18 protein-coding genes and 2 pseudogenes are annotated in these 24,496 nt (G+C 66.1%); 10 read left to right on the top strand and 10 right to left on the bottom strand.

Translation table 11 applies throughout. The features are described 5' to 3' along the window. The first annotated feature begins 543 nt into the window (after positions 1–543). The 7 genes from FMP39_RS30510 (at position 544) to FMP39_RS30480 (ending at position 14,141) form a co-directional block, all read left to right on the top strand. On the top strand, positions 544–1,671 hold the full coding sequence (locus tag FMP39_RS30510) for a hypothetical protein (RefSeq protein ID WP_141593608.1): 1,128 nt from the start codon (positions 544–546) through the stop codon (positions 1,669–1,671). Continuing rightward, a complete protein-coding gene (locus tag FMP39_RS30505; RefSeq protein ID WP_141593607.1) occupies positions 1,668–3,542 on the top strand; it encodes a hypothetical protein in 1,875 nt (624 codons plus the stop codon). Before FMP39_RS30510 ends, FMP39_RS30505 begins: the two co-directional genes overlap by 4 nt. Then, positions 3,542–4,570 carry a hypothetical protein gene (locus FMP39_RS30500; protein ID WP_141593606.1) on the top strand — a complete coding sequence of 343 codons (1,029 nt, stop codon included), beginning with the start codon at positions 3,542–3,544 and terminating at the stop codon, positions 4,568–4,570. The genes FMP39_RS30505 and FMP39_RS30500 overlap by 1 nt, the downstream gene beginning before the upstream one ends. Beyond that, a complete protein-coding gene (locus FMP39_RS30495) occupies positions 4,567–10,569 on the top strand; it encodes a DEAD/DEAH box helicase (RefSeq protein WP_141593605.1) in 6,003 nt (2,000 codons plus the stop codon). Before FMP39_RS30500 ends, FMP39_RS30495 begins: the two co-directional genes overlap by 4 nt. Continuing rightward, positions 10,569–12,314 carry a nuclease-related domain-containing DEAD/DEAH box helicase gene (locus tag FMP39_RS30490; RefSeq protein WP_141593604.1) on the top strand — a complete coding sequence of 582 codons (1,746 nt, stop codon included), beginning with the start codon at positions 10,569–10,571 and terminating at the stop codon, positions 12,312–12,314. Before FMP39_RS30495 ends, FMP39_RS30490 begins: the two co-directional genes overlap by 1 nt. Positions 12,315–13,392: 1,078 nt before the next feature. Continuing rightward, positions 13,393–13,605, top strand: coding sequence for a hypothetical protein (locus FMP39_RS30485; protein WP_228558472.1), 213 nt, complete (start codon positions 13,393–13,395; stop codon positions 13,603–13,605). Continuing rightward, positions 13,602–14,141, top strand: coding sequence for a GFA family protein (locus tag FMP39_RS30480; RefSeq protein ID WP_141593603.1), 540 nt, complete (start codon positions 13,602–13,604; stop codon positions 14,139–14,141). Before FMP39_RS30485 ends, FMP39_RS30480 begins: the two co-directional genes overlap by 4 nt. 6 nt (positions 14,142–14,147) lie before the next feature. Here FMP39_RS30480 and FMP39_RS30475 read toward each other — a convergent pair whose 3' ends face one another. Next, positions 14,148–14,336, bottom strand: coding sequence for a hypothetical protein (locus tag FMP39_RS30475; RefSeq protein WP_194858625.1), 189 nt, complete (start codon positions 14,334–14,336; stop codon positions 14,148–14,150). A gap of 1,085 nt (positions 14,337–15,421) precedes the next feature. Between FMP39_RS30475 and FMP39_RS30465 the strand changes: the two genes are divergently transcribed. Further along, positions 15,422–15,757, top strand: a complete 336-nt coding sequence (locus tag FMP39_RS30465; RefSeq protein ID WP_141593601.1) for a putative quinol monooxygenase — start codon at positions 15,422–15,424, stop codon at positions 15,755–15,757. Between the two features lie 39 nt (positions 15,758–15,796). Here FMP39_RS30465 and FMP39_RS37565 read toward each other — a convergent pair. The 6 genes and pseudogenes from FMP39_RS37565 to gstA form a co-directional block, all read right to left on the bottom strand. Further along, positions 15,797–16,120: pseudogene (locus FMP39_RS37565) on the bottom strand (LysR substrate-binding domain-containing protein); the annotation flags it as partial. A gap of 22 nt (positions 16,121–16,142) precedes the next feature. Next, positions 16,143–16,280: pseudogene (locus FMP39_RS38220) on the bottom strand (transposase); the annotation flags it as partial. Positions 16,281–16,634: 354 nt separating this feature from the next. Next, complete coding sequence (locus tag FMP39_RS30455; protein WP_153881180.1) at positions 16,635–16,781, bottom strand: hypothetical protein; 147 nt, start codon at positions 16,779–16,781, stop codon at positions 16,635–16,637. Positions 16,782–16,855: 74 nt separating this feature from the next. Continuing rightward, entirely contained in the window at positions 16,856–17,917 is a 1,062-nt protein-coding gene (locus FMP39_RS30450; protein ID WP_228558471.1) for a UvrB/UvrC motif-containing protein, read from the bottom strand. 204 nt (positions 17,918–18,121) lie between these two features. Further along, a complete protein-coding gene (locus FMP39_RS30445) occupies positions 18,122–18,481 on the bottom strand; it encodes a VOC family protein (RefSeq protein WP_011556072.1) in 360 nt (119 codons plus the stop codon). Next, on the bottom strand, positions 18,478–19,086 hold the full coding sequence (gene gstA / locus FMP39_RS30440) for a glutathione transferase GstA (protein WP_141593598.1): 609 nt from the start codon (positions 19,084–19,086) through the stop codon (positions 18,478–18,480). The genes FMP39_RS30445 and gstA overlap by 4 nt, the downstream gene beginning before the upstream one ends. Before the next feature lie 206 nt (positions 19,087–19,292). On the opposite strand from gstA, the gene FMP39_RS30435 reads away from it, so the two are divergent. Then, entirely contained in the window at positions 19,293–20,153 is an 861-nt protein-coding gene (locus FMP39_RS30435) for a hypothetical protein (protein ID WP_228558470.1), read from the top strand. Positions 20,154–20,271: 118 nt separating this feature from the next. Here the strand turns inward: FMP39_RS30435 and FMP39_RS30430 are convergent, their stop codons facing one another. Next, positions 20,272–20,694 carry a hypothetical protein gene (locus FMP39_RS30430; RefSeq protein WP_141593596.1) on the bottom strand — a complete coding sequence of 141 codons (423 nt, stop codon included), beginning with the start codon at positions 20,692–20,694 and terminating at the stop codon, positions 20,272–20,274. 637 nt (positions 20,695–21,331) lie between these two features. Here FMP39_RS30430 and FMP39_RS30425 point away from each other — a divergent pair. Continuing rightward, complete coding sequence (locus FMP39_RS30425; protein WP_141593595.1) at positions 21,332–22,183, top strand: DUF1206 domain-containing protein; 852 nt, start codon at positions 21,332–21,334, stop codon at positions 22,181–22,183. 7 nt (positions 22,184–22,190) lie between these two features. On the opposite strand, the gene FMP39_RS30420 is transcribed toward FMP39_RS30425, so the two are convergent. After that, the gene (locus tag FMP39_RS30420) at positions 22,191–22,565 is read right to left on the bottom strand and encodes a hypothetical protein (RefSeq protein WP_141593594.1); all 375 of its coding nucleotides are present in this window, start codon (positions 22,563–22,565) and stop codon (positions 22,191–22,193) included. 253 nt (positions 22,566–22,818) lie between these two features. Beyond that, a partial coding sequence (locus tag FMP39_RS30415) for a PAS domain-containing sensor histidine kinase (RefSeq protein WP_228558469.1) occupies positions 22,819–24,496 on the bottom strand: 1,678 nt, incomplete at its 5' end.

Raw genomic sequence — 24,496 nt, 5'->3', positions numbered from 1 at the left:
GGGTAGTTCAAGGATTTCTGACGCGACTGGGGAAGCGTGGACTACGCAAGGGACCTACGCAGTGGAAAAACCATCGTGGCTGAAGATGCCAAGCCGGGGCGACTCTACGAGTGCCCTTGCCCTGGCTGCGGTGGTCGCGTCTCTCTTCGTGACGGCGGCAACCGACGAGCGCACTTTGCCCACCGCGCTGGCGAAGGCACGCCTGCATGCGACGAGTACTTCCCCAGCATTGGAGGCGGTGGTGATAGCGTCGCGCGGTCTTTCTCTGAAGTCGAGGACGACCCGTCGGAATTAGGCTTAGTGCTCACCCAACTCGATGGGCGCTGGGGCTTGGGACTCCGCCTGCCGGAGATTCCAAACGATGAGTTGGGGGAAACGTCGCTCGGAGAACTGCGGTCTGCGTTCGTGGACATCTACGCGGGGCACGACCAACCGCTTCGAGTCAGCGCGCTGGATCTGCGCCCTGGCGTAGGGGCAGCGCGCGTTGACGTAGTGCCGAGCCTTCAGGCGTTTCGAACGCAACCGGCTGGCTCGTGGCCGGCCTTGGTTGCCAAGGAGCGGTGGCTCCTTGAGTCCCGAGGGCTCGAAGCCAAGGGCGCGTTGTTCCGCCTCCGTCGCGGAGAGTGGACGAGGCTCCGCAACGGCGCAGGTGTACACGAAGGTGAAGGACTCGTCGTGCTCGGCGTTTCGCGCCCGCAAGCCCCGATCACCGCGGAGTTCCGTACACGGGTGGTCGTCGGTGGCGACTCCTGCTGGACCTATTGGGAGGTTCAACTCCCGACCGAGCCCGACGCGAACGTGCTCGACTGGCTGCACCGACTCGGCCACACGGTCATCCCGAGGCCGTGGAGCATCGACCTCGCGACGCCTCCCCGCGCGTTGGACGAGAATGGCGCGCCAAGCTTCTGGGTCACCGATGCGCCGCTGGTCGTGCTCGCGTCTCCTCGACGTCGCGAGTCGGCGACCGTTTCGCTAAGAAGCGACGCGAGCGCAAGCGCGAGCAGCGTCGGCGTAACGGCGAGCGAGCTGCGGGGCGCCATCGTAGCGATCACCTCGCCGCAGGTCGGGCCGGCGAACCTCACGGTCGCTGCCGAGCGTAGCGCTGAGCTCGATGTCGTCTTCGTCGCACGCCCACCTCGCGAGGTGCTCTTCGAGCAGTTGCTGAAGACGCCACGCGTGAGGATCTGGCTCGGCGATGTGCTCATCGAGGCGTGGAAGGACTCATCGAAGAAGGTTCCGATCCAACCCTCTCTGCCAGAGGTGCGCGTTGACCTAGGCTCGGAGAGCGCCCGTGCATGCGTGACGATATGGGAGAGCGGGAAGCGTCGGACGGCTCGAGGTCTCGATCGTCGCAACGCGGAGAGGGTCATCGCGGAGGCGCTCCCCGCAGCCTCGCGCATCGAACTGGACGCCGACAATTTCGGGCGAGTCGAACTGACCCCAGCGCGTGTCTCGAGCGAGGGGGCTAGCCGTGCGACCGCGCGCGATAGGATGGGTTGGTTCGACCACGTCTCCAGCCTAGCCACGTCGCCAGAACAGTACACGGCGACGACGCTCCTCGAGCATCCGCGCGCTTCGACGTCACTCACGGTGCGACGCGTCGGGGGCCCCGCGCTCGTTCGCGGTCGACTGGCTTCCCGTCGGCGCTATGAAGCTGGAGGTAAGCGTTGAGAACGCTTGGAGACTTCTTCTCGGAGCGGAAGTTCCCAGAAGATCAGGAGACTCGAATTTCACAGGCAGTGGCGTCCAAAGACGGCCTGCCCGCGCAAGTGTTCCGCAGCTACGCGACGAGAACACACAAGTTCCTCGACGGCTTCGAGAAGCATGTGTCCATCAAGGGCACTCGTCCAGGTACGCCCTTCTATCGAAAACGAGCCGTCGAGAAACTTATCGACTGGCTGGGCAAAGGACCTAAGAAGCAGAACGCGTGGATCATCTATAGACAAGCCGCCATCCTCTACCTGCAAGCAGAGCTGGCGACGCTCAACACCTTGCTGTCAGAAGTCCCTGCTCCCGATACGCTCAGCGTCACGGAGGCGCTTAAGCTGACGTGTAGTCGAGCGACGGAGTACGAAGTCTCCAAAGACGACGTGCTTCGATTTTACGAACTGTGGGGAATCGAGCGCACTCCAGACTTCGAAACCTCGATCGATGACTGGATGAAGCCCGATGAGGACGCCCTCCAGAGACGTCAACTTGCGACCGCCACCACTGCGGTCAGCGAGTTGAAGAAGGCGGTCGCGGCCCGCGCCCTTGAGGCTGCATCGTTGAGGCAGCAGATCGAACGGACGGAGCAGGCCGAGGCCGAGACGCGCAGCGCGCAAAAAACACTCACCGATGCCGCGCACAAGCTGGAGGCGTCTGTAGCGGCGCTCGCCGACGAGGTTCGGCGAGGAGGAGCGCGCCTGAACGCGCTTGAGGGAGGCTCCAAGGACACCGTCTCCACATCGACGCTGACGTCGGAAATCCAACGCATCGAGGCGTCCACGAAGGCGGCGCTCAAGACTGCGATGGACGCCGCGCGCGCGACGGTCGCGGACGCGTTCAACACCAAGCTCTCACGGACGAAGGAGGAGTTGGAGAAGGAGATCCGAGACATCTCCTCCAAGCTGTCTGCGGCGACGGAGGGCGCGGCGCCCGCCAAGCAGCTCTCCGCCCAACCAACACCGTTCTCGGTCGCGCACCGCACACCCAGCGAACCGCTCAAGGATGTCGTCGCGCTTCGACGGGCGCTCACGAGCGCGGCGCGCGCCCGAGGTGTTGACCCGTCAATGATGCTGCAAATCCACGCCGCCATCGCGGCGGGGCTCACGCCCGTCCTCCTCGGCCCCGCCGCGCTCGCGGCGCTCACTGCGTACGCGGACGGCGCCTGCAGTGGGCGCCTTATGGTCATTCACGTTTCGCCGAGCGCACTCCAACCGCGCGATCTCGACGACCCGCCAGGTGGTGGCCTCTTGGAGGCTGTGCGCGCCGCGAAGGACATCGAAGGACTTTCGCTCGTCGTCCTGGAGGGCGCGAACCGTTCGCCGATCGAGGGCTCCGTCGTGCCGTTGCTCCAGATGCTGGACCTTGGGCTCTCACCGCTCGCGCCCGCGCGTGGCCTTCGCCTCTCTGCCACGCTGGTAGCAGGCGCGACGACGGTGCCTGTCAGCTCGCAGATGTGGAGCTACGCGACTGCCGTGTACCCTGCACCAACCACAGCGAAAAAGCAGGCCGTGTCGACCTCTGGCGCGCTCGCGTTGTCGAGCGAACTCCTCACCCCGGGCGATCCGCCCACGGAGATCGTCGGTTCGCTCCTCGAGTCATGGCCTGATTGCAGCGAACTGCGCCCGGCGCTGGAGCGGTTGGGCGCAGCGTTGACGCGCCTCTACGATATACAGAAGGACGAACAGCGCATCGCCGACGCGTTGCTCTCAGGCTTGGTCCTCCCCTACATCGCCACGTCGTTGGACGTCGAAGAGCAGGCCGAGGCGCTGAGCACCGCGAAGGCCACTGACGAACTCGCGAAGGCGCTGGTGCGACTTCGCCGGAGGCTCTGCTGATGGGCGTCGAGGAGATCGGCGACGCGCGACGAGCGGCGGACCTCGGACGACGTGCGCTAGGCCTCCCGGCTTCATGTCCGGCGTCTTCGATCCAGTTCGAGATCCTACGCGCGACCGTATGGGGCATGGCCGCGCCGAGCGGCGGGGTCCACATCAACCGCATCCTCTCCAGCGCCCTCCCGGTCTTGCGACTCCTCACTGGGCGGGCGGCCGAGAGAGAGGAGACGCTCCGGGCGGAGCTGCGCGCCGCGCTGACAGATCTGGAAGATGCGGGCGACCTGTTGCAACTGCCCGGCGGCTATTGGGGCCCAGCGACCGCGCGCCTCGTCGAGTTCTTGGCTGGCTCGGGGCGACTGCTCATCGGGGGCGTCCCGTCGTCGTTGCTGCCGCTCCTTCCCGACGCGCTCGAGTATCACGGACCGCACCGGCACCTCGCGAAGCCCGCGCCGGAACTCGCCGCCGCGTTGCCCAAAGAGGACCTCGCGTCATGGTCCCGGCGCCCCAGCCTCCCGCTCCAAGAGTGGGCTGGCGAGGTGCTCGAGTCGCTCGATCGTCAGCCCTACTCTCCGACGAGCGCGGAGTCCTTCGAGTTCTATACGCCGTCGAGCGCCCAGCCTGGCACCCCACAGTTTCGACGCTGGAGCGACAACCCCGGCCCCAAGACCACGACGATGCTCGCTCGCCGAATGCGGATCTACGGCGCGCGAGAGTACCGCCTCGTGGACGTGCGCGCCGCGCACATCGTCGGCGCCTGCGACCTCCAAGGCGTGGACGTGCGCCGCCTGATGTACGCGCTGGATCTCGCGGCGAAGAATCCCGTCCGCGCGAGGCGCCTCCACAGAGATCGCGCTGAGTGGTTGTTTATGAGCGAGCTGCCGCGCGCTGAGCAACGCACCTTCGCCGCGTGCGGAACGCTGACGATCCCAGATGAGCGTCCCTTCGAGAGGCGCTGGACCTTCGTACGGAATGAAGAACTCGCGCTCGGCATGCTCCGAGAGCTCGGGATCACGCTGGAGAATCGAGCATGAGCGAACAGGTCGAGCTTGGCGTCAACGAGATCGCGCAGCGAATTCACCTGCGCTTGCGCAGATACCTTGAGGCGCAGTACCACATTCGGAACTCCGCAATCATTGAAGAGCGGCGGATCCTCCTCGAGGAGCCGGGCGGAATCTCCCAGCGACCGTTCATCGAGGTCACGCCGTCGTACGCAGTAACTGGGAGCTTCTCGGGCCTGAGCGCGCCCAAGCCAGTCACCGGGCTCTTGCAGGAGTTGGTCAGTTGGAAGCGGGGGATTGGTGTCTACCCTCCGTACCGCCATCAAGCCGATGCTCTCGAGCACTTCTTCGCGAAGGGGGCGCAGAGCGATGACCTCGTAGTCGCTACGGGCACTGGCTCCGGTAAGACGGAGACGTTCCTCTACGCCATCCTCGGCGCCCTGGCGCTCGAGGGGACAGAACGCCGCGAGTCGTTCGCACGCCACGGTGTACGCGCCTTGCTCTTGTACCCGATGAACGCGCTCGTCAGCGATCAGACCGCGCGTCTGCGTCGGCTCCTCGGCGATGAGCGATTGGCAAGCCTGATGGAGGAGCGCTGGGGCCGTCGCACGCGGTTCGGTATGTACACGAGCCGAACGCCGTACCCAGGCATGCGTAAGGGCGCGAAGGACAAACGTCACCTTGATAGGCTCGTTGGGTACTACGAACAGCTTGAGACTTCGACGAAGCCAGAAGAGCGAGACCTCGTCGCCAAACTCAAGGAACGCGGACGCTGGCCCGCCAAGGATGTCGTTGCATTCTACGCTCGAGCTCTTGAGGAGAAGGCCATTGTAAAGAGCGGAAAGCGCGCCGGGAGAGAGAATACGCTCCACCACTGGGGCGCGCGTTTCCTGACACAGCCTGGAGATCGTGAACTCCTCACTCGGCACGAGATGCAGGAGCAGGCTCCTGACCTCCTCATCACCAACTACTCGATGCTCGAGTACATGCTGCTCAGGCCCATCGAGCGGCCGCTGTTCGAGCAGACGCGCGCGTGGCTCTCCGCCGACCCGAGGAACCAGTTCCACCTGATCCTCGACGAGGCGCACATGTACCGTGGTGTTGGAGGCGCGGAGGTCGGACTTCTGATTCGCCGGCTCCTCTCTCGCCTCGGTGTTGGTCGTGATCGCTTGCGCTGCATCCTCACGACTGCCAGCCTCCCTGATCAAGGTGCGGCAACGGATGAGGCCGCGAAGAAGTTCGCGCGTGACCTGACCGGCGAAACCGGCAAGAGGTCCTTTGCGATCGTTCGCGGTACGCGCGAGAAGCGCTCTGGGGCGCGGCCTGGCACTCTCGATGAGGCGAGCGCGCTCGCGGCCGTCAACCCGGCTGCCCTAGCGGCTGCGGGGGTCGCGCCCGACGAGGCGAATGCGTCACTTGCCAGCGTCGCAGCGCGCCTTGGCTGGGCGACTCCTCCCACGATCGTGGAGAAGGGAGACTCGGCGACACTGCCGACACGCCAGTACATTTGTCGGTCGCTCACAGGTTTTGGCCCGCTCGAGTTGCTCTTGGAGCACGCGTCGGGAAACGGGACTGACTTCGCAGTGCTGGCCCAAATGCTCTTCCCTGGCAGTTCGCTCGGCGAAGCAGAACGTGCAACTGACGGACTCCTCGCGCTCGGCACATTCGCGCGGCGCACTGAGCCGGGGAGAAACGAGCAGCCGCTCCTCCCAACGCGCGTCCATGTGCTCTTTCGCGGGTTGCCGCCGCTCTATTCGTGTATCAATCCGAACTGCTCCGCGCGTCGTAACGGAACTGGGACTACGCTCCTGGGTCGCCTGTACACGCAGCCACGCACGCAGTGTGAGTGCGGTGGGCGCGTATTTGAGCTGCTCACTCACCGCGACTGTGGCGCGGCCTACCTACGCGCGTTCGCGACGAGCGCGACGGCGGACTTCCTCTGGCACGAACGAGGTGGGAAGCTGACGGAGTTCGGCAGGCCCCTTCATGAACTGCACCTGTTCCTCGAAGAGCCTCACCCGGAGCAGAGAGGCGCTGTCGAACCTCTGTTGCTCGACGTCCAAACTGGCCGCGTTCTCGGCACCGCGAGCGCGACGACTAGTGGAACGCGCCTCTGCTTCCGCGCTCACGTGGCAGCCGTCAAGGTCACTAACACGACGACGTTCAGCGTGTGTCCTGCCTGCACGCGAACGACGCAGTCAAATGGCTCCCTGAAGATCATGGATCTCGCGACTAAAGGTGAGCAGCCTTTTGCCAACCTCGTGAGAGAGCAGTTTGTTTCGCAACTTGCGACCAAGGGGCCGAGCGAGCAACACCCGAACGAAGGCCGCAAGGCGCTCCTTTTTAGTGACGGTAGGCAGAAGGCTGCTCGACTTGCGCGCGATCTACCGCGAGAGGTGGAGCGCGACTCGTTCCGCGAGGCGCTGGTCCTCGCTTGCCAAGAGCTCGCGCAACTTTCCACGCCTCAGCCCGCGATCCTCGATGAGACCATGTATGCGGCGTTCGTCGCCGTGTGCGCGCGCCACCACCTCCACTTCTTCGACGGGCGCGACCAGGACAAACTCCTCGAAGAGTGCAGGCAGTTCCGTAAGGACTTCGACGACCTTGATACGGCCCTCGCAGATAAGTGGCGTCCTACACCGCCGACACGCTTCCGAACTGCGCTGGTCCGCCAAATAGGCGACCCCTACTACTCGCTCGTTGCAGCCTGCGCGGCGGTGGTTGAAGCGGCGCCTGCGACTCTCCGTAAACTGCAGAAGCGGCTCACCGGCGTCGGCACATCATCGATGATCGATGAGGTCGCGAACGCGTGGCTCCGTGAGATGTTCCGTATGTACGCGTTTGATCCCGCCCTTGGGAAGGACGCACGCCTCGACGAGTTCCCCTTTTTCCAGCCTGTCCGTGCTGCTGACGGGCTGAAGAAGTTCTTTGAGCTTATCCGTGTGCGGACCGGACTCAGTGCTGCCGATGTTGAGCGACTCCGAGACGAACTCTTCGAGGTCTTCACCCGGGAGGCCTCCGCTGGCGACGACTCCGGTCGCCTCGTCATGACCGATAGCATCGTGATGTGTCTCGCGCTCGACGCAGAATGGTTGCAGTGCACAGTCTGCGGCCACCTTCAGTTGAAGCCGTTCTTGGGTGTCTGCGGGAACTGCCAGGACAAGCGCCTTGAGAAGCGCCCACCCGAGCACGAGTACATGCGTTCGCGGAAGGGTTTCTTCCGTGAGCCACTACGCGCGGTCCTCAAAGGAGCGCGGCCGGTGCACATCACGGCTGAAGAGCACACCGCCCAACTCTCCCAGCGCGACGCTGGTGATGTTTACGCGACCACAGAGGAGTTCGAACTCCGTTTCCAAGACGTCCCGCTCGGCCCCGATAAGCCACCCGTCGACATTCTGAGCTGCACGACGACGATGGAGGTCGGCATCGATATCGGATCGCTGACTGCCGTCGGCCTTCGAACGGTTCCGCCCCAACGTGAAAATTATCAACAGCGTGCCGGTCGCGCGGGTCGTAGAGGTACGTCGGTCTCGTCCGTTCTCATGTTCGCGCAAGGGGGGGCGCATGATGCCCATTACTTCGCCAACCCACAGGCAATCATCAGCGGGCCGCCGCGCGAGCCGCGCCTGAAGGCTGATAACCCGCGCCTGGCGCGGCGGCATGTCAACTCGCACCTGCTTCAGACTTTCTTCCATTCGCGCCTGGACTCGCTCTCGGCTGAGGCGCAAGCGGAGATCGCTAAACACCGACCCGGCATCATGAGCGCGTTCGGCGATGCAAAGGAGTTCTTCGAAGGAACGGCCGAGTTCTCGTTCGGGGAGTTCGAGCAGTGGATGAAGAGGGAGGTGCTCACCCCGAAGAGCGCCATCGTCGAAGAGGTAGCTGGCTGGCTCCCGGCGGCGATCTTCAAGACTGAGGGGGCCGACGAGAAGCGGAAGTTCGTACGGGAGATTGCCGACACGCTGCTTCACACTCTCACTCAGCTACGCGACGGGCGCCTCGGCGCGTCGAGCGGTGAGGCTGTACCCAGCGAAGAGGATGCGAACGACGACGATACTGGAGGGCTCCTGGACCTCTGCTTCGAACGCGGGCTCCTGCCGTCCTATGCGTTCCCGACAGACCTGTGCAGCTTTGTAATTCAGGAATGGGACAAGAGCACCCTACAGTGGCGGATCAAGGTCGCCGAACGGCCACAACTCGCGAAGGCGCAAGCGCTGAGCGAGTACGCGCCAGGGCGCCTCTTGGTCGTGAACAAGCAGACCTATCGTGTCGGCGGCGTCTTCGTCGACGGGCCGCCGTCTGCAACTCCGGCGGCAGCGCTGTTTGCGCAGCCGCTCAACCGCTACGTAGGCTGTCCGCAGTGCTCCTACATCTCGATCGAGGGTGGGAGGGCGTCGGCTCGTACGGTCGAAGGCTCGCCATGCCCGGTGTGTCGCACGCCGCTCTTCGTCCGCGAGTACCTGGACCCGCCGGGGTTTTCGCCAGAGGAGGGGCGTGCGCTGCGCGAGGGTGACCGCGAGCAGGACGTCACCTACGCCTCGTCAGCCCAACTCCCCGAGATCGCCAGTCGCGACGAGTTCGACTGGAGGGATGGCCCCGGGGTCAACTTCAGTCACGCGTACGGTGAAGACGTCCTGTTGGTCGTGGCGAATAAAGGGAAGGATGCGGCAGGCTTCAGTGTGTGTGCGAGCTGTGGCGGCGCGTGGATTGACGGCGATGAGCCGGACGGTTCTCACGCGCGTCCGTTCCTTGTTCCGAGGCACATCCTCGAACGTGATGGTGCAGGGCGAGCTTGCAACGGTGAGGTGCGGCGCGGTTTGTTCTTAGTGCACGACTTCCGAACCGACCTGCTTCTGCTGCGCGGCGCGTTCCGTCAGCCATTGGACTTTCAGCCGAAGCAGCCCTGGCTCTACGACGCGCTCGCGACGCTCGCTGAGGCGCTCGCGCTCGGTGCCAGCCTTCATCTCGACATCGACCCGGGTGAGCTCTCCGCAGGGTTCCGTTTGTTGCCGAAGCTCGTGGATGGTGACCAAGGAGTAGCCGAACTCTACCTCTTCGACACCGCCGCTGGCGGCGCGGGCTACGCGGCCGATGCTGGCGAACAACTGCAGCAGGTCCTCGACCGGACGGAGGAACTTCTCCGCGTGTGCCCGGGAAACTGCGAGCGCTCGTGCACGAAGTGCCTGCGTCACTACGGCAATCGCTTTCTACACGGGCGCCTCGACCGTCGCCTCGCGTACCAACTGCTGCGGTACTTCCGCGCGGGAGAGGTCCCTCCCTTTGCATCTGTGACCGAGCAGATCCGAAAGCTGCGTCCGCTCGCCCGCTTCCTCGAAATGGAGGGGTGGACCACAGTAGCGGACCCGAGCGGTGCCCTGCGCTGCGAAGGACCACGCTCAATGACGGTGGGTATCTATCCCGCGTTCCTCGCGAGCGATGCCGCTGAGATGACGCACCCGACTGTAGCTCCCGGCGATGCCCCGCGCGTCATCTTGCCGGACTACCTCGTGGAGCACGATCTGCCCTCTGCATACCAGCGCGCTACGGGCCTCACGAGGCCGAGCACATCCGCGCCTCGTCCTACGGCTCCGACTCCAGCGACGGGGCGTATCGTCGAACTCCCGATAAAGGACTTGCGAAGAGCAGACGATGACAAGACTCACGGCAAGGTTCGGGTGCTAGTCGACGTCGCCCTCGCTGCGGGCGCGTTCGCCGTGCGCGTCCCCAGCCCTGGTCTCAGGAACATCGGATTTGGTGCTGGCGGGTGGCTCGTCGTCCGCCCTGTTTCGCCTGGCGATCTCGGTCCCGACACGTGGATAGTAGTCCTTCGACCGCGCGGAAAGTTCGGGGCCACTGGTTCGGAATGGACAGTCGCGCACGTGAAGGCGTTGCTGGGTGATGAGGGGGCGCCGTCGCGGCTGCAAGTCTCGTATGGCAGCGCCACGGGAAGGGAGTACCGCCCCGAGCGACTCGAACGCACCGAGGTCACGCTCGCTGCGGCGATCGTGTGCCACGCCGACGAGGCACCCTAATGGCGCGCTTCATCCCCGAGATAATTCCGACGGACATCGTCCACGATTCGGAGCGAGTCGTCTATGAGGCGCTGCGAGGTCTCCCGACGGGCTTTGTAGTTCTCCACTCGTTCCCCTGGCTCCGTCCCATGCGTGACCTTGTGGGCGAGCCACTCCGTGAGGGCGAGGCGGACTTCGTCATCCTCCATCCGATGCGCGGTCTCTTGGTCCTTGAGGTAAAGGGGGGCAAGCCGGAGCTGACAGGACGCACGTGGTCTCGCGGCGGGAAGGAGTTGCGTGACCCGTTCGACCAGGCTCGGAAGAGTCGCTATGCGCTCCTCGATGCGATTGAGGAGCGCACCCGCAAGCGCGTCCACCGCGGAATGTTCGCTCATGGAGATGTCGTCGTGTTCCCGCACGCTCGGTTCTCGGGGACACTACCAATCAACAGTGATCCTCACACCCTCGTTGATGCACCAGGCCTTTCGACGCTCCCTGCGAGGATCGAGGAGGCGTTCACTGCATGGGCGCGGAGCGAAACGCACCTGACTCCAAGCCAGTTCACAGAGCTTCTTGATGCCTTGATGCCGAAGCTGAGGTTGATACGCTGCGCAGGGGCGGAGGTCAGCGCGGAGTATCATCGCATCGTCCAGATCACGCTCGACCAACGTGCGACCCTGTTGGGGCTCCTCGAGAATGAGCGCGTACTCGTCGAGGGCACGGCGGGTTCTGGGAAGACACTCCTATCTCTCGAGTTCGCGTTGACGCGCGCTGACCGTGGTGAGCGTGTCTTGCTCCTCTGCTACAACCGCCACCTTAGCGCATGGCTTCAGGAGCAAGCCAAGCACGACCCGAGGGCACACCGTGCTGGCGCGCTGTTGGAAATCTCGACGTTCCACGCATGTGCTCGCCGTTTGGCGCAGCGAGCGCGTGTGGATTTCGACGTCCCAAGCACCGGCGAACAGGCATTTTGGGATGAAGACGTCCCGCTCATTATGGAGCAATCGCTTGAGGTCCTGCGCGCGCGGGGGCAAGCAGAGGCCTTTGATGCGATCGTCGTCGACGAAGCGCAGGATTTTGCTCCCGACTGGTGGGTAACGATTGAGTCTTTATCGCGCATAGGACAGGCAGGTCGGCTTTACGTCTTCCTTGATATGAAGCAGAGCCTGCGTGGCGTGGCGAAGCTCCCACCGGTTTCGCTCCCGGTCCGCTTCCGGCTTACAACGAACTGCAGGAACACGAAGGCCATCGCCCGAAGCGGGGCAGCGCTCGCTGGCATCGACATTCGTCTGCTGCCCGGCTCGCCGTCAGGAGAGGCGCCTGCCGTTCGAAGAGCAGGGACGGCGGTGGCCGAGGCGGGGTTGGTGCTCTCCGAGGTTCGGCAACTGCTACTGCAAGGCATCAAGCCGCAGCAACTCGCGCTGATCGGTGTCGCCTCCCACGCGAAGGGCTCGCTCGCTCGCCACGCGGAGGTGGACGGGATCCCTCTTATCGACGACGCCGTCGACTGGAGGCGAGGCGCCGGCGTTCTCGCGACGACAGCGCGCGCATTCAAGGGACTCGAGGCAGACGTCGTGGTCGTTTATGGTCTCAGCGGGTTCGGCGCGTTCTTCACGCCGACCGACCTCTACGTGGCATGGACGAGGGCAAGGCATCGCCTTGTACTCGTTTGCCAGTCCGGCGAGGTACGCGCGACAGTTGAGGCGGCGCTCTTAGAGGCCGAACGGAGTTCAAGAGTTGCTGAGGCTGTTAACCGAGGCAGTTAGCCGCCGCGCGCCTGCCCCGGTTCGCTTTCAACCTCTCTCACTGGTGACACTCTCTGGACCTGATTGGACTGACAAACCGAAAGTTTCACAGGGCGTGCGAGCGCCGTTAGAGAGGAATGGCGCCGCGCGGATCAACGGCCAGGTGCGACCGCCCTCACTCTAAGTGGGGGGTAGCGCGGGCCCCGCTGGCCTTGCGCCGAACCCTTGAGGACCAGCAAAGCAGGTAAGAGATGAGGCGAGAAAGCAGAGAAAGATGCCTTCCCAGAAAAATCAGAGCGGAAAGAGCGGGTCTCCAGGGGAATGTTGTTAACCGCCTCCCCAAAAGTTAACAGCACCTGTTAACCACTCTCGGGCGCTCTCTCCCCAAAACGGGCGAAAGAGCGCTTCAGAGAGCCCAGGCGGCGGCGGAGAAGAGGGGCCATCTCACTCTGCGGGGTAGAGAGCCGAGAGCGCCCTCTTCAGCACCGCGAGGAAAATCCCTTGGGATTCAGCAGCTTAAGCACGAAGGCCCCGCGATGTCATCGCGAGGCCCTTGTTAAACAAAAAGGGCCCTACCGGTTGGTAGGGCCCTTCGTTCAGCTCCCCGAATGAAGCCCTGCGCGAACTCGTTCTCGGCGTTTCTCTCAGAGGGCTCAAACTCTCTGAGGGGCCGAAAGCCGAGTAATATTCAGTGGCTTCAAGGAGAGGGCTGGGGGCCCCCTTCAATCGGAGGCCGATTGAATCTCCGCAAACTACGCCGTGGGCGACCTCTCGTCCGTGGTTCCAATCTGCCGGTGTCCGCTTCACAGTGAGTGCGTGGCGACGTGGTGCGCGTGGGCTCGCGGGCAACTCGCTGGGGTAGGTGAAAGTCGCATGGTTTCGATGCGCGCGCGGGCTCAGGGGCGAAGCACTGCCCAGGTGGCCCCGCCCCATCTCGGCGGGTCCGGCCTGCGTCCCCGCTTGGGGGGCGCCGAGCCGGCCGCGCGCAGCGGCAGCCTGGTACGCCCCGAGGCCGCCTCCCCATTGCTCCACCCCTTCTTCGCCGCTACAGGAACTCGGCGGCCCCCTATGCGCCGCGCCCACTCGCCTTGACCCACGCATGACGCAGCACCGGATTTCGGGTAGGCACAGTATCTCCGGCGGCTGGACGGCCGCGAGCCTCGCGCGCCACACGCAGACGGTGATTCAAGGCACCTTCGTCCTGGCCAAGGCGGGGAACGATGCCGCCCTGGTGCGCGAGAGCCTGGACCACCTGGACCGCTACATCCGCCTCCTCTTCAACCGTCCCCTCCCAGAGAAAGCATCGACATGACCCAACCCCCTCAGCTCGGCTGCGCCTGCGGAAAGGTCCTCCTGCAGGTGCGGGGAGTCCCCATCATCAGCGCCGAATGCTGCTGCAATAGCTGCCGCGCGGCCGGCGCCAGGCTTCAGACGCTCCCCGGGGCCCGGCCGGTCCTGAGCTCCCTTGGCGCGACGCGCTTCGTGCTCTACCGCAAGGACCGCGTCCATTTCCAACAGGGCACCGAGCACCTCAAGGAGTTCCGGCTCACGCCCGAGGCGAAGACCCGCCGGGTCGTCGCCACCTGCTGCAACACGCCCGTCTTCCTCGAGTTCGAGAACGGCCACTGGCTCAGCCTCTATGGCGCGCTCTGGCCCGAAGGGACGATGCCCTCGCTCGAACTGCGGACCATGACCTCGGACCTCCCGCCCGGGACGGTGCTCCCCGAGGACGTCCCCAACGGCAAGCACCAATCCGTCTCGTTCTTCGTCAAGCTGCTGGGCGCGTGGGTCCTGATGGGCTTCCGCAGCCCGAAGCTTGCCTTCGTCCACGGACAGCTCCAGGTCTGACCTCCGCTAGAGCCTGGCGACGACCTGCCCCTGGGCGGTCACGAAGCCGTCCAGGCGCGTGTGGCGATGGTCTCTGGGATGCAGCAGGAACGCGCAGAAGTAGCCTGGAATCACCAGCGCGAACTGGAGCTCCGAGACCTCGGCCCCGATGACGACCTTGTCGGCCACCCGGGTGCCGACGGCGTGGGGTTGCACACCCCGAGGATCGACCGCGGCATAGGCCTCGACGGTGATTCGCCCCCCCATCCACCGTCTGCCATTGATGGTCGTGCTATCTCCCTGGGGGCGATGCCGAGAAGCCGTCCCCAACAACGCACCCCCTCCGCCAGCAGCTCCGATTTCTTCTGCTGCAGTTCGCGATCTCCGCGGGCGCCGTAGACGAAGCCGGCGACGAACATCAACACGATGACCAGGCTGTCCCACAGGGAGCCCCCCTGTGTCAGGGAAGAAGTCGCCTCGGCGGACGACGCCCTTTCGCGCGCCTCGCTCGCTCGCATTGACGCAATGCCGCGGGGGCTACTGCGCACCCATGGCGCAACGACCGAATTTTGGGTAGGCACAGGGGTGTTCAGCTCCAGGCTGGCGGCGAAGGTGTAGAGCATTGCGCTCGTCTCCCGGTGGCTGGATCCGCGCGGTAGGCGGATGTCCACCTGCGGCTGAGGCGTGCCGTATCGGGTCTTTCCGAGACTCAAAGGCCCTCGCGATATTGGCGATCGCCTGCGCCTGTTCTTCGTGGCGCAGGTGGAACAGGACGCCCCATGCGATCGCCGAGTCGAACGTCCGCGCCTGAAGCTCACACGGCTGGATGGGCGCGCAGAGGACCGGCACATCGGGGAAGTTCGCTTGAAATCGCGCGAGCAGTTCGCGGAGCTATCCACCCCCAGCACGCGGCAGCCGTGCTCCAGCAGCATCCGCGTCAGCGGCAGATCCGTGCCGCAGCTGACATCCAACACCCAGGCGCCGGCCGGAAGCGCGGCCGCGAGCGCCGTAACTTCCGGGACGCCCATCTGGCCCGTACGGTGGGAGGCATATCAGTCCGCGATCAAATCGTACTCGTGCATCCGTCACCCTCCTCCAGGGAGTCGTCCCCGCACCGCACGCCAGCGCAGGACCGAACCTGCCCCGCGCCGCGCCAGAATCAGGACGCTGCGCCATGCGTGCGTCAAGACGATGCTGCGGGAAGGGCGGCTCTACCGGCATGCGTTCGTTGACGACTTCAAGCCTGTCGGATGGTATGACGGACGCCAGCCCTCGAAATGCAGCCAGTGCAGGAGCGTCGAATGAGCCTTCTGGTGATTTGTGAATTCAAGACACGGACCGGCGGGGAGACGGAGTTCCTCCGAGCGGCGCGGGCATTGGCCTCCGTCGCCGCGACCGAGCCGGGAACATTGCGCTACCAGTGGTTCACCACGCAGAAGCCCGGTCACTATTCGATCATCGAAGAGTACGTGGACGCTGACGCGGCCGAAACACATAACAACCACGTGGGCGCACTGCTCCGGGAGCTCTTCGCGGTGTCGGACCTGGTGTCGATATCGTTCTTCGGGGAACTCAACACGTACTTGCGCGAGTGGGCGACCGGGCGCGAGGGTGTCGCGGTCAACGTCGCGTTGTGACGTCGCCGGGGGGCAGGCCTGCTCCGCCGAGGCCTTGATGAAGTCGACGAACGCCCGGAGCGGCGCTGGCACGAAACGACGCCCGGGGTAGTAGAGAAACAGCCCGGAGAAGGACAGCCACCAGGGCTCGAGGACGGGTTCGAGGACACCGCGCTCCACGTGAGGACGCAGCCAGTCCTCGAAGAGGTAGACGATGCCGCAACCGGCGATCGCCGCGTCGACGGCGAGGTCGGTCGCCCCTCCAACCCGGACACTCAACGGCCCTGTCGGCTCGACCTTGACGACCTCGCCATCCTTCTCGAACTCCCACTCCGTCATCGTCCTGCTTGGGAAACGGCCGCACAGACAGGCATGGTCGAGCAGGTCGCGGGAGGGGGGGAGAGCACCGCAGCACGAAGACGATGGCTTCCAGTGCCGCCCGGTCGTCCGCTCGAGGTCGACCCAGCTTCTTCTTGGGGCGAGGAGGAGGAAGCAAGGGAGCGACGCGCTGCCACGAGGCGTCGGGGACGAGTTCGCGGACCATGCCCCTCAACCTGGGGCTGGCCCCTGTCTGCGGCCAGTCCATCCCTGACTTTCGTTAGGTGCTCTCAGATTCAACGTGACGTTCTGGGGCTCGGTTTGCCGTCGTCTTGCCAGCGTGGCGGGACTTCGGGGCGGTCTTCATGGCGTGCGTTCCTTTGGGGTTGGCGGGGCCCTCGGTGGCTGTGGGGAAACGCATACATCCCTGCGTGGGAAGGTGAAGTAAATCGTGCTGGGTGTCTTGCGTTGAGTGTGGTTAGCGCCCAGGGTTGGGTGTGTTTCCCGTGGTGTTTCAATGTCTCAGGATTGGTCTGGAACCCGAGCGGTGCGGCGGCGCGGGTTCCCCTTGCTCTGCCGCTCAGCCCAGCAGGGCGTTAAGGAGCGCCATCCCGCGCATCGCCTCGGCCTCGTCGCCTTCGGCCAGCTCCAGGTAGATGCGGCCGTGGTTCGGCTCGCTGACAATCTGGCTCCGCACCAGCCAGCGCTCAGTGGCTGGTGTGAGCATTTCTATGTTGGCCGAGAAGACGTGAAGCACTGCTTGCAGTTCTCTGCGTGCAGTATGGGGCAGAAGATGAAACTTCACCTGCGGTTCAGGTGTCCCGTTGTGGTTCTTGGGTCCTCGGGGTGCAGGCGGAACCAGCGGGCGATGAGCATCACCTCCTGCGCTTCGTGTGCACGGAAGCCCAGCGTCTCCGGCTCAGGCCGCTCGAGGATTTCACGGGCCTTCGCTTCCAGCGCCTGCTGCTGCTCGAGTGTGACGGGCGCGGGCAGCTCCGCGCGCACGCTGCCCCGGCGCACCACGTAGACGCGGTCATCGCCGCCATGGCCGGGCACCGTGTAGACGAAAGAGAGGCGTTTGAGCATCTGGCTCAGTTCCACCACCCAGCCGCGCATCAGCTCCAGCCGCTCCGCCCTGTCCCGCAGCTCCGCGGCGTATTCGAACTGGAGCCTGCGGGCCGCCAGCGCCATGCGCTCACGCAGCAGGGTCAGCGGCGTGTCGGACGTCCCTTCGAGGAAGGCGCGGGCCTGGGCGACGCGCGCGTCGTACTCCGCGCGAGTACAGCCGCCGGCGCAGGGCGCCAGGCAGCGCGAGAGCTGCCCGCGCATGCACAACGGCTCCTGCTTCAGCGGGAAGAGCTGGCCCTGGTCCGCCAGTCGCATGGGCGTGTCCGCCGCGCAGTCGCGCAGCTCCAGCAAGTCACTCACCGCGCGCACCACTTCGGACATGGCGCTCCGTCCGTGGAAGGGCCCGTAGTAGTCGCCGCTCTCGCTGCTGGCGCGGCTCACCACGCGCAGCCGGGGGACGGGCTCGCGCGTCAGGTGGATGAAGCAGTGGCCCCGGTCCCGCTTGTGCTCCACGTTGTAGAGGGGGCGCTGTGACTTGATGAGGCGGAACTCGTGCAACAGCGCGGCGAACTCGCTGGGCGTGTACTCCCAGACGATGCGGTGCGCGTGGGCGATGATTTCCGCCGCCTTCTCGTGCGCTTCCGCGCGGAAGTACGACAAGAGCCGCGTGCGCACCCGCACGGACTTGCCCACGTAGAGCACTTCGTCCGAAGGCCCCAGCATCCGGTAGATGCCTGGGCGATTCTCGGCGTGCTCACGCACGTGGGCGAAGAGGGCGGCGACGCGGGATTCCATGAGACGGGAGCGGAGGCCCGCACCGTAACCGGCGAGGGCCGTCGCTTCCATGTCCCGGACCTGTCCGGCTCCTCTGTGCGCAGAAGCTGCTCGGAGAGGTGCCTGCCGGACGTCGTCTCTGGAGGGCAAGCGGTTCGACAAGCGGGGGCGCAGGGCGGCGGCCTCGGGTGAAGGCCGCGCGCCCTGGCCCGCGGTGAAGCGCGGCTACGCCGGCTCGATGAAGTTCAGCCGGTAGCCGTCCGGGTCGGTGACGATGAGCTCCCGGGTGTACCAGGGCTGCACCGTGGGGCCGTCCACGGCGGCGCCCTGGGCCTGGGCCCGCAGGAGCACCTCGTCCAGGCTGTGGGGCGCCTCGGCGCGGAGGCCGACGAGCACCCCCGTGCCGCGACGGCCTTCCAGCTTCAGCTGTGGCGGCGGGGTGACCAGGTACACATCCAGGGCCTCCGCCCACCGGAGGTGGACGAAGGGGGGCTCGGCGCTCACGCGCGTGAAGCCCAGCGCCTCATAGAAGGCCACTGAGCGCGCGCTGTCCGTGACGAGCAGCTTGACGAAGGCCGCCGTCACTTCGCGAGGCCTTCCGCCTTCAGGGCCTCCTGCACGGAGGGCCGGTCCGCCACGCGGGCGTGATAGGCGCGCAGCGCGGGGAAGGGCTCCAGGTCCACCTTGGTGTGCCCGGCCCAGTTGAGCGTCGTGAAGAGGTACGCGTCCGCCACGGTGAACTGGTCGCCCAGCAGGAACGCCTGCTTCGCCACCACCGCCTCCAGCAGGCCCAGGCGCTGCGCGAGCCGCTCACGCGTCAGCCGCTTGACGTCATCCGAGAACGCCGGATTGAAGAGGGGGCTGAAGCCCTTGTGAATCTCGGTGGAGATGAAGTTGAGCATCTCCTGGAGGCGGTAGCGCTCCAGCGTGCCGTTGGCCGGGGCCAGCTTCTTGTCGGGGACCTGGTCGGCGAGGAACTGGACGATGGCGGGGCCCTCGGTCAGCAGGCTGCCGTCATCCAACTGGAGCGCCGGGACATAGCCCTTGGGGTTGATGGCGTGGAAGTCCTCGCCCGCCGCCGTCTTCTTGGCGCGGATGTCCACCTTCTCGGTGGTGAAGGAGAAGCCGCCCTCACGCAGGATGATGTGGGGCGACAGCGAACAGGCGCCAGGGGAGTAGAAGAGTTTCATGGCGCAGATTCCTGCACGACTCCGGCGCCGTTCGCCATGAATTCGGATGCAGGTCGGGCTGCCCCCTGGGTCGGCCCAGCCCAGGTGACCCGCAGGCACTGCGAGTGATAGGGATTCGTGACGGTCGGCACCGGTCCGGGGAGCCCGCCGACCGCGTCCCCTCAGCGCATGCCCGGCCCCGCGGGCCTGTCCGGATACCTGAACCTATGCGTCTCAAGCAGTCTTTCCTGCTCCCCCTCGCGGTCCTGTCCCTGGGCGTGCTGCCGGCGTGCTCGGACGATGGTGACGACCCACCTCCTGGCAATGACGCCGGCACCGATGCGGGCACCCACGCGGGAACGGATTCCGGCACGGACGCGGGCGACGACAACCCGGGGCCCAGCACCGAGCCCGGGACCTGTCCTTCCAACGCGCTGCTCTGCGAGTTGTTCGACAGCGGCAACGACACCAACGGCTGGAGCGCCAGCGCGGAGAACGCCTCCCTCCAGGTGGACAGCACGCGGACGCGCAACGGCCCGGGCGCGCTGCACGTCCTCACCGAGGATGGACACGACGAGCGGCAGCGTCCTGGCAAGGCCATCGCGCAGTGGCAGAAGAGCATCCCGGCTTTCGAGACCCGGCTCTTCGTGCGCGCGCACGTCTACATGCGCTCGCTGCCGGGAGTGTTCGGGCAGATGGGCACCTTCTTCGTGCTGTCCAACTTCGGCGCGGACTTTGGTGGCTTCGAACTCCAGGTCATGCAGGACAGCGGCTTCGCGCTGGATGACTGGTCCTTCCGCGAAGGGCAGGGATGGAACCGCCAGCCCGAGCCCGTCCGGCTGGGCATGGAGGCGGGGCGCTGGGTGTGCCTGGAGTGGGAGGTCCGCCGCGACAGCCCGTCGAGCACGCACGGCAACACCCGCGTCTATGTGGACGGCACGCTGGCGCACGACTTCACCAACATCGGCATGCGCGCCTTCAACAACTTCTCCGTGGGCTACGGCTTCGTCCACCCGCTGGGAGCGTCCGGCTCCGAGACGTGGATTGACAACGTCGTGGTGAGCACGCAGCGCGTCGGCTGCGACTAGGGCGTCCGCACGAAGTTTCGTGGCAAGAGGAACGGGCACGGCCATGCGGCCCTCAGGACGGGCTGTCTGGCTGTGCGTTTCAATGCTGCGAGATTGGCGAGGGACGCTCGTCGTCAATTCACGGACGCGGGAGGGTCTGCTGCATCTGCCGGCTGCGGTATTGGATGCGTTGATTGAGCGCTTCCTGGCGCTCGGGCGATTCGTCGCGCGAGTACAGCGCCAACCCGAAGTATCGCTTCTCTGGCGCACCGGTTCCCCCAATCCGCCACCCGAATGCTTGTTGCCGGTCGGTGCGATAGTCTGAAAACGCGCTCGTTACCGAGAGCCGCTCGAAGTCATCACGCGCCCCCATTCCCTCGCCATACACGATGCAGGGATATTCGGTGCAGTCGATGCTGGAGACAGAGGCATCTTCGAATCCAGCCTGGGCGAGCGCTTTTCCGATGGACTCCACCAGTGCTGCTTCCTGGAATCTCGCGTCGAGGGAAGCGGGGACGGGCACCGGTTCGCCTTGGTCGAGTGTTCGGAGTTCTCGCTCCATCCGGAGCTTCTCCTCCAGGCTGGCGACCTGTGCCTGCCTTTCTGATTCGAGCTGGGCCGTCGCTCCAGGCGCGGCGTGGGGTGGGGGCGGTGCTGGAGTGACGGGCGAAGGCGGGTGAGGGGCCTTGCTCCGGACGGCGGGAGTGGATGGGCCTGGAGTGGGTGACTGCCTGGTGGCGACAGCATTCAGTGGTGCTGGGTTCTCCACGGGAGATGGAGTCGCATCTGGCTTGATTTGCCAGACGCCGATGCCGCCGCAGACCACACCCAGCAGGAACGTGATGATGAGCCGCATGCGAGTGACGTGCCCTCCATGGAATGGGGGCGCAAGCGCCCACGTGAGACCGCTATACCTCCTCGGCTGATGGGATGGGAGATGGCGATGCCATCGTGCCAGCGGGGACACGACGCCTGGGAGGTGTTGAGCGTCTGATTGTAGTGAGGGCAGTGTTTGTGTGGCCTGGACGGTGTTGGGATTCGGGACACGGGGCTTGCTTCGCCAGCGCTACGGTTGAAGCGGGAAAGCCACCCCGGAGGCCCGGGCGAGCGGCCAGGCGAGCGTCCGTTGGGGCGCGGCGTGTCCATGTGCATCGTTCCTGCTCGGACATGGCGGTGGCGCCGGAAAGGAACGAGGACACATGGCGACGGGGACATTGCGCCGGCCCGACCTCCATCGGGTGGCTCGGGCGGGGCAGGGCGCGAGCCGGAGCGGTGTGGAATGGGCGGCTCGCGTGGGCTACGCCGCGCGCGCGGCGGTGTACGCGGTGATTGGGGTGCTGGCGTTGATGCTGGCCGCGGGTGAAGGAGGCCAGGCGACGGACACCCATGGCGCCGTGGAGGAGGTGGCGCGCCAGCCCTTCGGCTCGGTGCTGCTGGCGCTGCTGGGGGTGGGACTCGTCGCCTTCGCGCTGTGGCGCTTCGCCCAGGCCGCCTGGGACTTGGAAGACAAAGGCCGCTCCGCAAAGGGCATCGCGGCGCGCGTGGGCATGGCGGGCAGCGGCGTGATTCACGCCAGCCTCGCGCTCACGGCCTTCAACCTCCTTCGCGGCCGAGGTGGCGGTGGTGGCGGCGGCAACCAGGGGCTCACCGCCAAGCTGTTGTCCCAGCCCTTTGGCCAGGTACTGGTCGTCATGGTGGGCCTGTCGGTGATGGCGTTCGCCGGGTACCAGCTCTACCAGTCCTGGAAGGGACACATGTTGGAGGAGCTGAGCCTGTCCGGACTGGCCGCGCGCCAGCGGACCTGGGTGGAGCGCATCTGCAAGGCCGGTGTCGCGGCACGCGGCGTGGTGTTCCTGCTGGTGGGTTGGTTCTTCATCCAGGCGGCGCTGCGCGCGGACCCGGGAGAGGCGGGCGGCCTGGGTGAAGCGCTGGGCACGTTGGCGCGCCAGCCCTTCGGACCCTGGCTTCTGGGTCTGGTGGCGTTGGGGCTGGTGGCCTATGCCATCTACCAACTGTGCGTGGCGCGCTACCGGCGCATCCCCACGCCGTGATGCGGCCCTACATGCGGCGCTGCATTTGGGGCACGGCTGAGGTGAGCAGGGCCTCGGGAGCCACCTGGCCCTGCGCGCCGACCAGCGCGGGGTAGACGTCGATGGGCGCCGCGCAGCCCACCACGAAGTCCGCGGCTTCGCGCAGCTTCGCCAGCGCGAAGTCCGTGCAGTGGATGGTGATGACGGGCAGGAGGCCGGGCTCGCTGAGCCACCTCACGCCGTCCGACAAGTCGTGGGCGCTCACGAAGCGCTGCACCCTGTCGCGCAGCTTGCGGCTCTCCTCCAACGCCGCCGCGAGCCCGCTGCGCCGGTCCCGCTGTGGCGCCGGGACGTAGGGCTCCGAGTCGTCCTCGCGCGGCATGATGATGCTCTCAATCCACATCGGAGCGCCTCCTGACGGAACGACCGCCGCGGCCATGACGAGCAACCCACCCACGCCCGCTTGGACGCCGAACCGGGACGGCATATTGCACATGTTCGGCGAACCCCGATTCACTGATGACGCCAAGTCCTTCCCGAAAAGCGTCAGGGTGTAAGAAATCGGAGGAAGGGCTGGGTGTCACCCCGTGGGCCGCGCCCCGCATGTGTCCACAAGTGGATGTCGTGCCTGCCCCGCGGAACGGGGGGCGCCTGCCCTACCGTGGCAAATCCACCACGAAGGCGGCGCCGCCTCCAGGCGCTTCCTCCACGTGGACGCGGCCGCCGTGCGCGTCGATGATTTGCCGGACGATGTGGAGCCCCAGCCCCAGGCCGCCGCGCCGCTGGGCGTTGTCGCCCTGGGTGAAGCGCTCGAAGACGCGATCCCGGTCCGAGGCGGGAATGCCCGGCCCGCTGTCCTGCACCACCAGCCGGAGCCTGTCGGGGGCGTGTGTCAGCGACACCTTCACCGGCTTGCCCGTGCCGTAGCGGAAGGCGTTGGTGAGCAGGTTGCTCACCACCTGCTCCATGCGCAGCCGGTCGAAGCGGCACGGGGCCGGCGCGTCCACGTGCGAGTCCAGGCGCACGCCCGCCAGGCGGGCCTCCTCGGCGAAGCGGGAGACGACGTCCGACACCACGCTTGCCAGGTCTCCATCGGCGAACTGGAAGTCCAGCTTCCCCGTCTGGATGCGGCTGACGTCCAGCAGGTTGTCCACCAGCGCGCCCAGCCTGCGCAACTGGCGCTCCGTGTTATCCAGCTTCGCGGCGACCTTCTCCGAGCCGAGCGTCGCGCCAGGCGTGGAGGCGCCCAGGCGCCGCAGCAACTGCAACTGGAGGCGCAGGGACGTCAGCGGCGTGCGCAGCTCGTGGCTGGCCATGGAGAGGAAGTCGTCCCGCGTGCGCACCGCCTGTTGCAGCGCGGCCTCCGTCTCCTTCAGCGCGGTGATGTCCAGGATGGCCCCGCGCACCACCACGACGTTGCCCGTGGCATCGCGAATCACCGTCGCCCGGCTGGTGAGCCAGTGCCAGCTCCCGTCCGGCCAGCAGGTGCGGAAGGTGGACGTATAGGCGTCCACGTGCCGGGTGAAGAGCGCGGCGACCTGGGCCTCCACCTCCCCGCGGTCCTCCGGATGGATGGAGGCGAGGAACTTCTCGTGCGTCCACTCCGCCTGCGGCTGTGCGTAGCCGTAGAGCCGGTCATGCGCCTCGGAGCGGAACACCTGGCCGGTGACGAGGTTCGTCTCCCAGACGGCCATCTGCGCGGAGTCGAGCGCCACCTGGAAGCGCTCGCCCAACTGGCGGAAGCGCTCCTCGGTGCGCGCCACTTCGTTCTCCGCGTGCTGGCGCTGGGTGATGTCCGTGGCCAGCACCCACGTCTCGTCACCCACCACGCGGACCGTCACCTCCAGCCAGGTCCGCGAAGGCAGCTCCGCCAGGAAGCGGCCGCCCTCGCGCGTGGTCAGTGCCGTCATCAGCCGTTCGTGCAGCACCGTGCCCGAAAGCTCGGGCTGCGCAAGCCAGGGCTCCTGGCCGCGCACCTGCTCGGCCGACACACCCAACAGGGCGGCGGCGTGCGTGTTCAGCTCGCGGACACGGCCGTGGGCGTCGAGCGTGAAGAAGGCCTCGCCCATCATCTCCTGCAGCACACACAACCGGGCCTCGGCGGACAGGCCGACTTCGTCGGCGGCGTGAGCAGGCAGCTCGGTGGTGACTGCGGGGGGCGGCTCCGAGGGACGACCGGGCTCGGAAGACGGAGCGAGTCTCATGGGGGCCGGGAAGGTCTCCCGGCCATCCGGAGGCGTCAAGCCGCCCGGCGTGGCGCTCGCGGGGGCTCCTGGTGAGTCAGGAGGCTCACGGCGCCGGTCCCTGCGCCCCCGTTTCCGGCCCCCCCCAGGC

It is taken from the genome of Myxococcus sp. AB056, assembly GCF_006547365.1.
GTDB lineage: Bacteria > Myxococcota > Myxococcia > Myxococcales > Myxococcaceae > Myxococcus > Myxococcus virescens.
This window is presented reverse-complemented; position numbering and strand designations above follow the sequence as displayed.

Bases quoted from the DNA above. Each gene is read 5' to 3' on its own strand.
- FMP39_RS30500 (WP_141593606.1), top strand. From the start codon at position 3,542: ATGGGCGTCGAGGAGATCGGCGACGCGCGACGAGCGGCGGACCTCGGA.
- FMP39_RS30495 (WP_141593605.1), top strand. From the start codon at position 4,567: ATGAGCGAACAGGTCGAGCTTGGCGTCAACGAGATCGCGCAGCGAATT.
- FMP39_RS30490 (WP_141593604.1), top strand. From the start codon at position 10,569: ATGGCGCGCTTCATCCCCGAGATAATTCCGACGGACATCGTCCACGAT.
- FMP39_RS30485 (WP_228558472.1), top strand. From the start codon at position 13,393: ATGACGCAGCACCGGATTTCGGGTAGGCACAGTATCTCCGGCGGCTGG.
- FMP39_RS30480 (WP_141593603.1), top strand. From the start codon at position 13,602: ATGACCCAACCCCCTCAGCTCGGCTGCGCCTGCGGAAAGGTCCTCCTG.
- FMP39_RS30465 (WP_141593601.1), top strand. From the start codon at position 15,422: ATGAGCCTTCTGGTGATTTGTGAATTCAAGACACGGACCGGCGGGGAG.
- FMP39_RS30455 (WP_153881180.1), bottom strand. From the start codon at position 16,781: ATGCTCACACCAGCCACTGAGCGCTGGCTGGTGCGGAGCCAGATTGTC.
- FMP39_RS30450 (WP_228558471.1), bottom strand. From the start codon at position 17,917: ATGGAATCCCGCGTCGCCGCCCTCTTCGCCCACGTGCGTGAGCACGCC.
- gstA (WP_141593598.1), bottom strand. From the start codon at position 19,086: ATGAAACTCTTCTACTCCCCTGGCGCCTGTTCGCTGTCGCCCCACATC.
- FMP39_RS30435 (WP_228558470.1), top strand. From the start codon at position 19,293: ATGCGTCTCAAGCAGTCTTTCCTGCTCCCCCTCGCGGTCCTGTCCCTG.
- FMP39_RS30430 (WP_141593596.1), bottom strand. From the start codon at position 20,694: ATGGAGCGAGAACTCCGAACACTCGACCAAGGCGAACCGGTGCCCGTC.
- FMP39_RS30425 (WP_141593595.1), top strand. From the start codon at position 21,332: ATGGCGACGGGGACATTGCGCCGGCCCGACCTCCATCGGGTGGCTCGG.
- FMP39_RS30420 (WP_141593594.1), bottom strand. From the start codon at position 22,565: ATGTGGATTGAGAGCATCATCATGCCGCGCGAGGACGACTCGGAGCCC.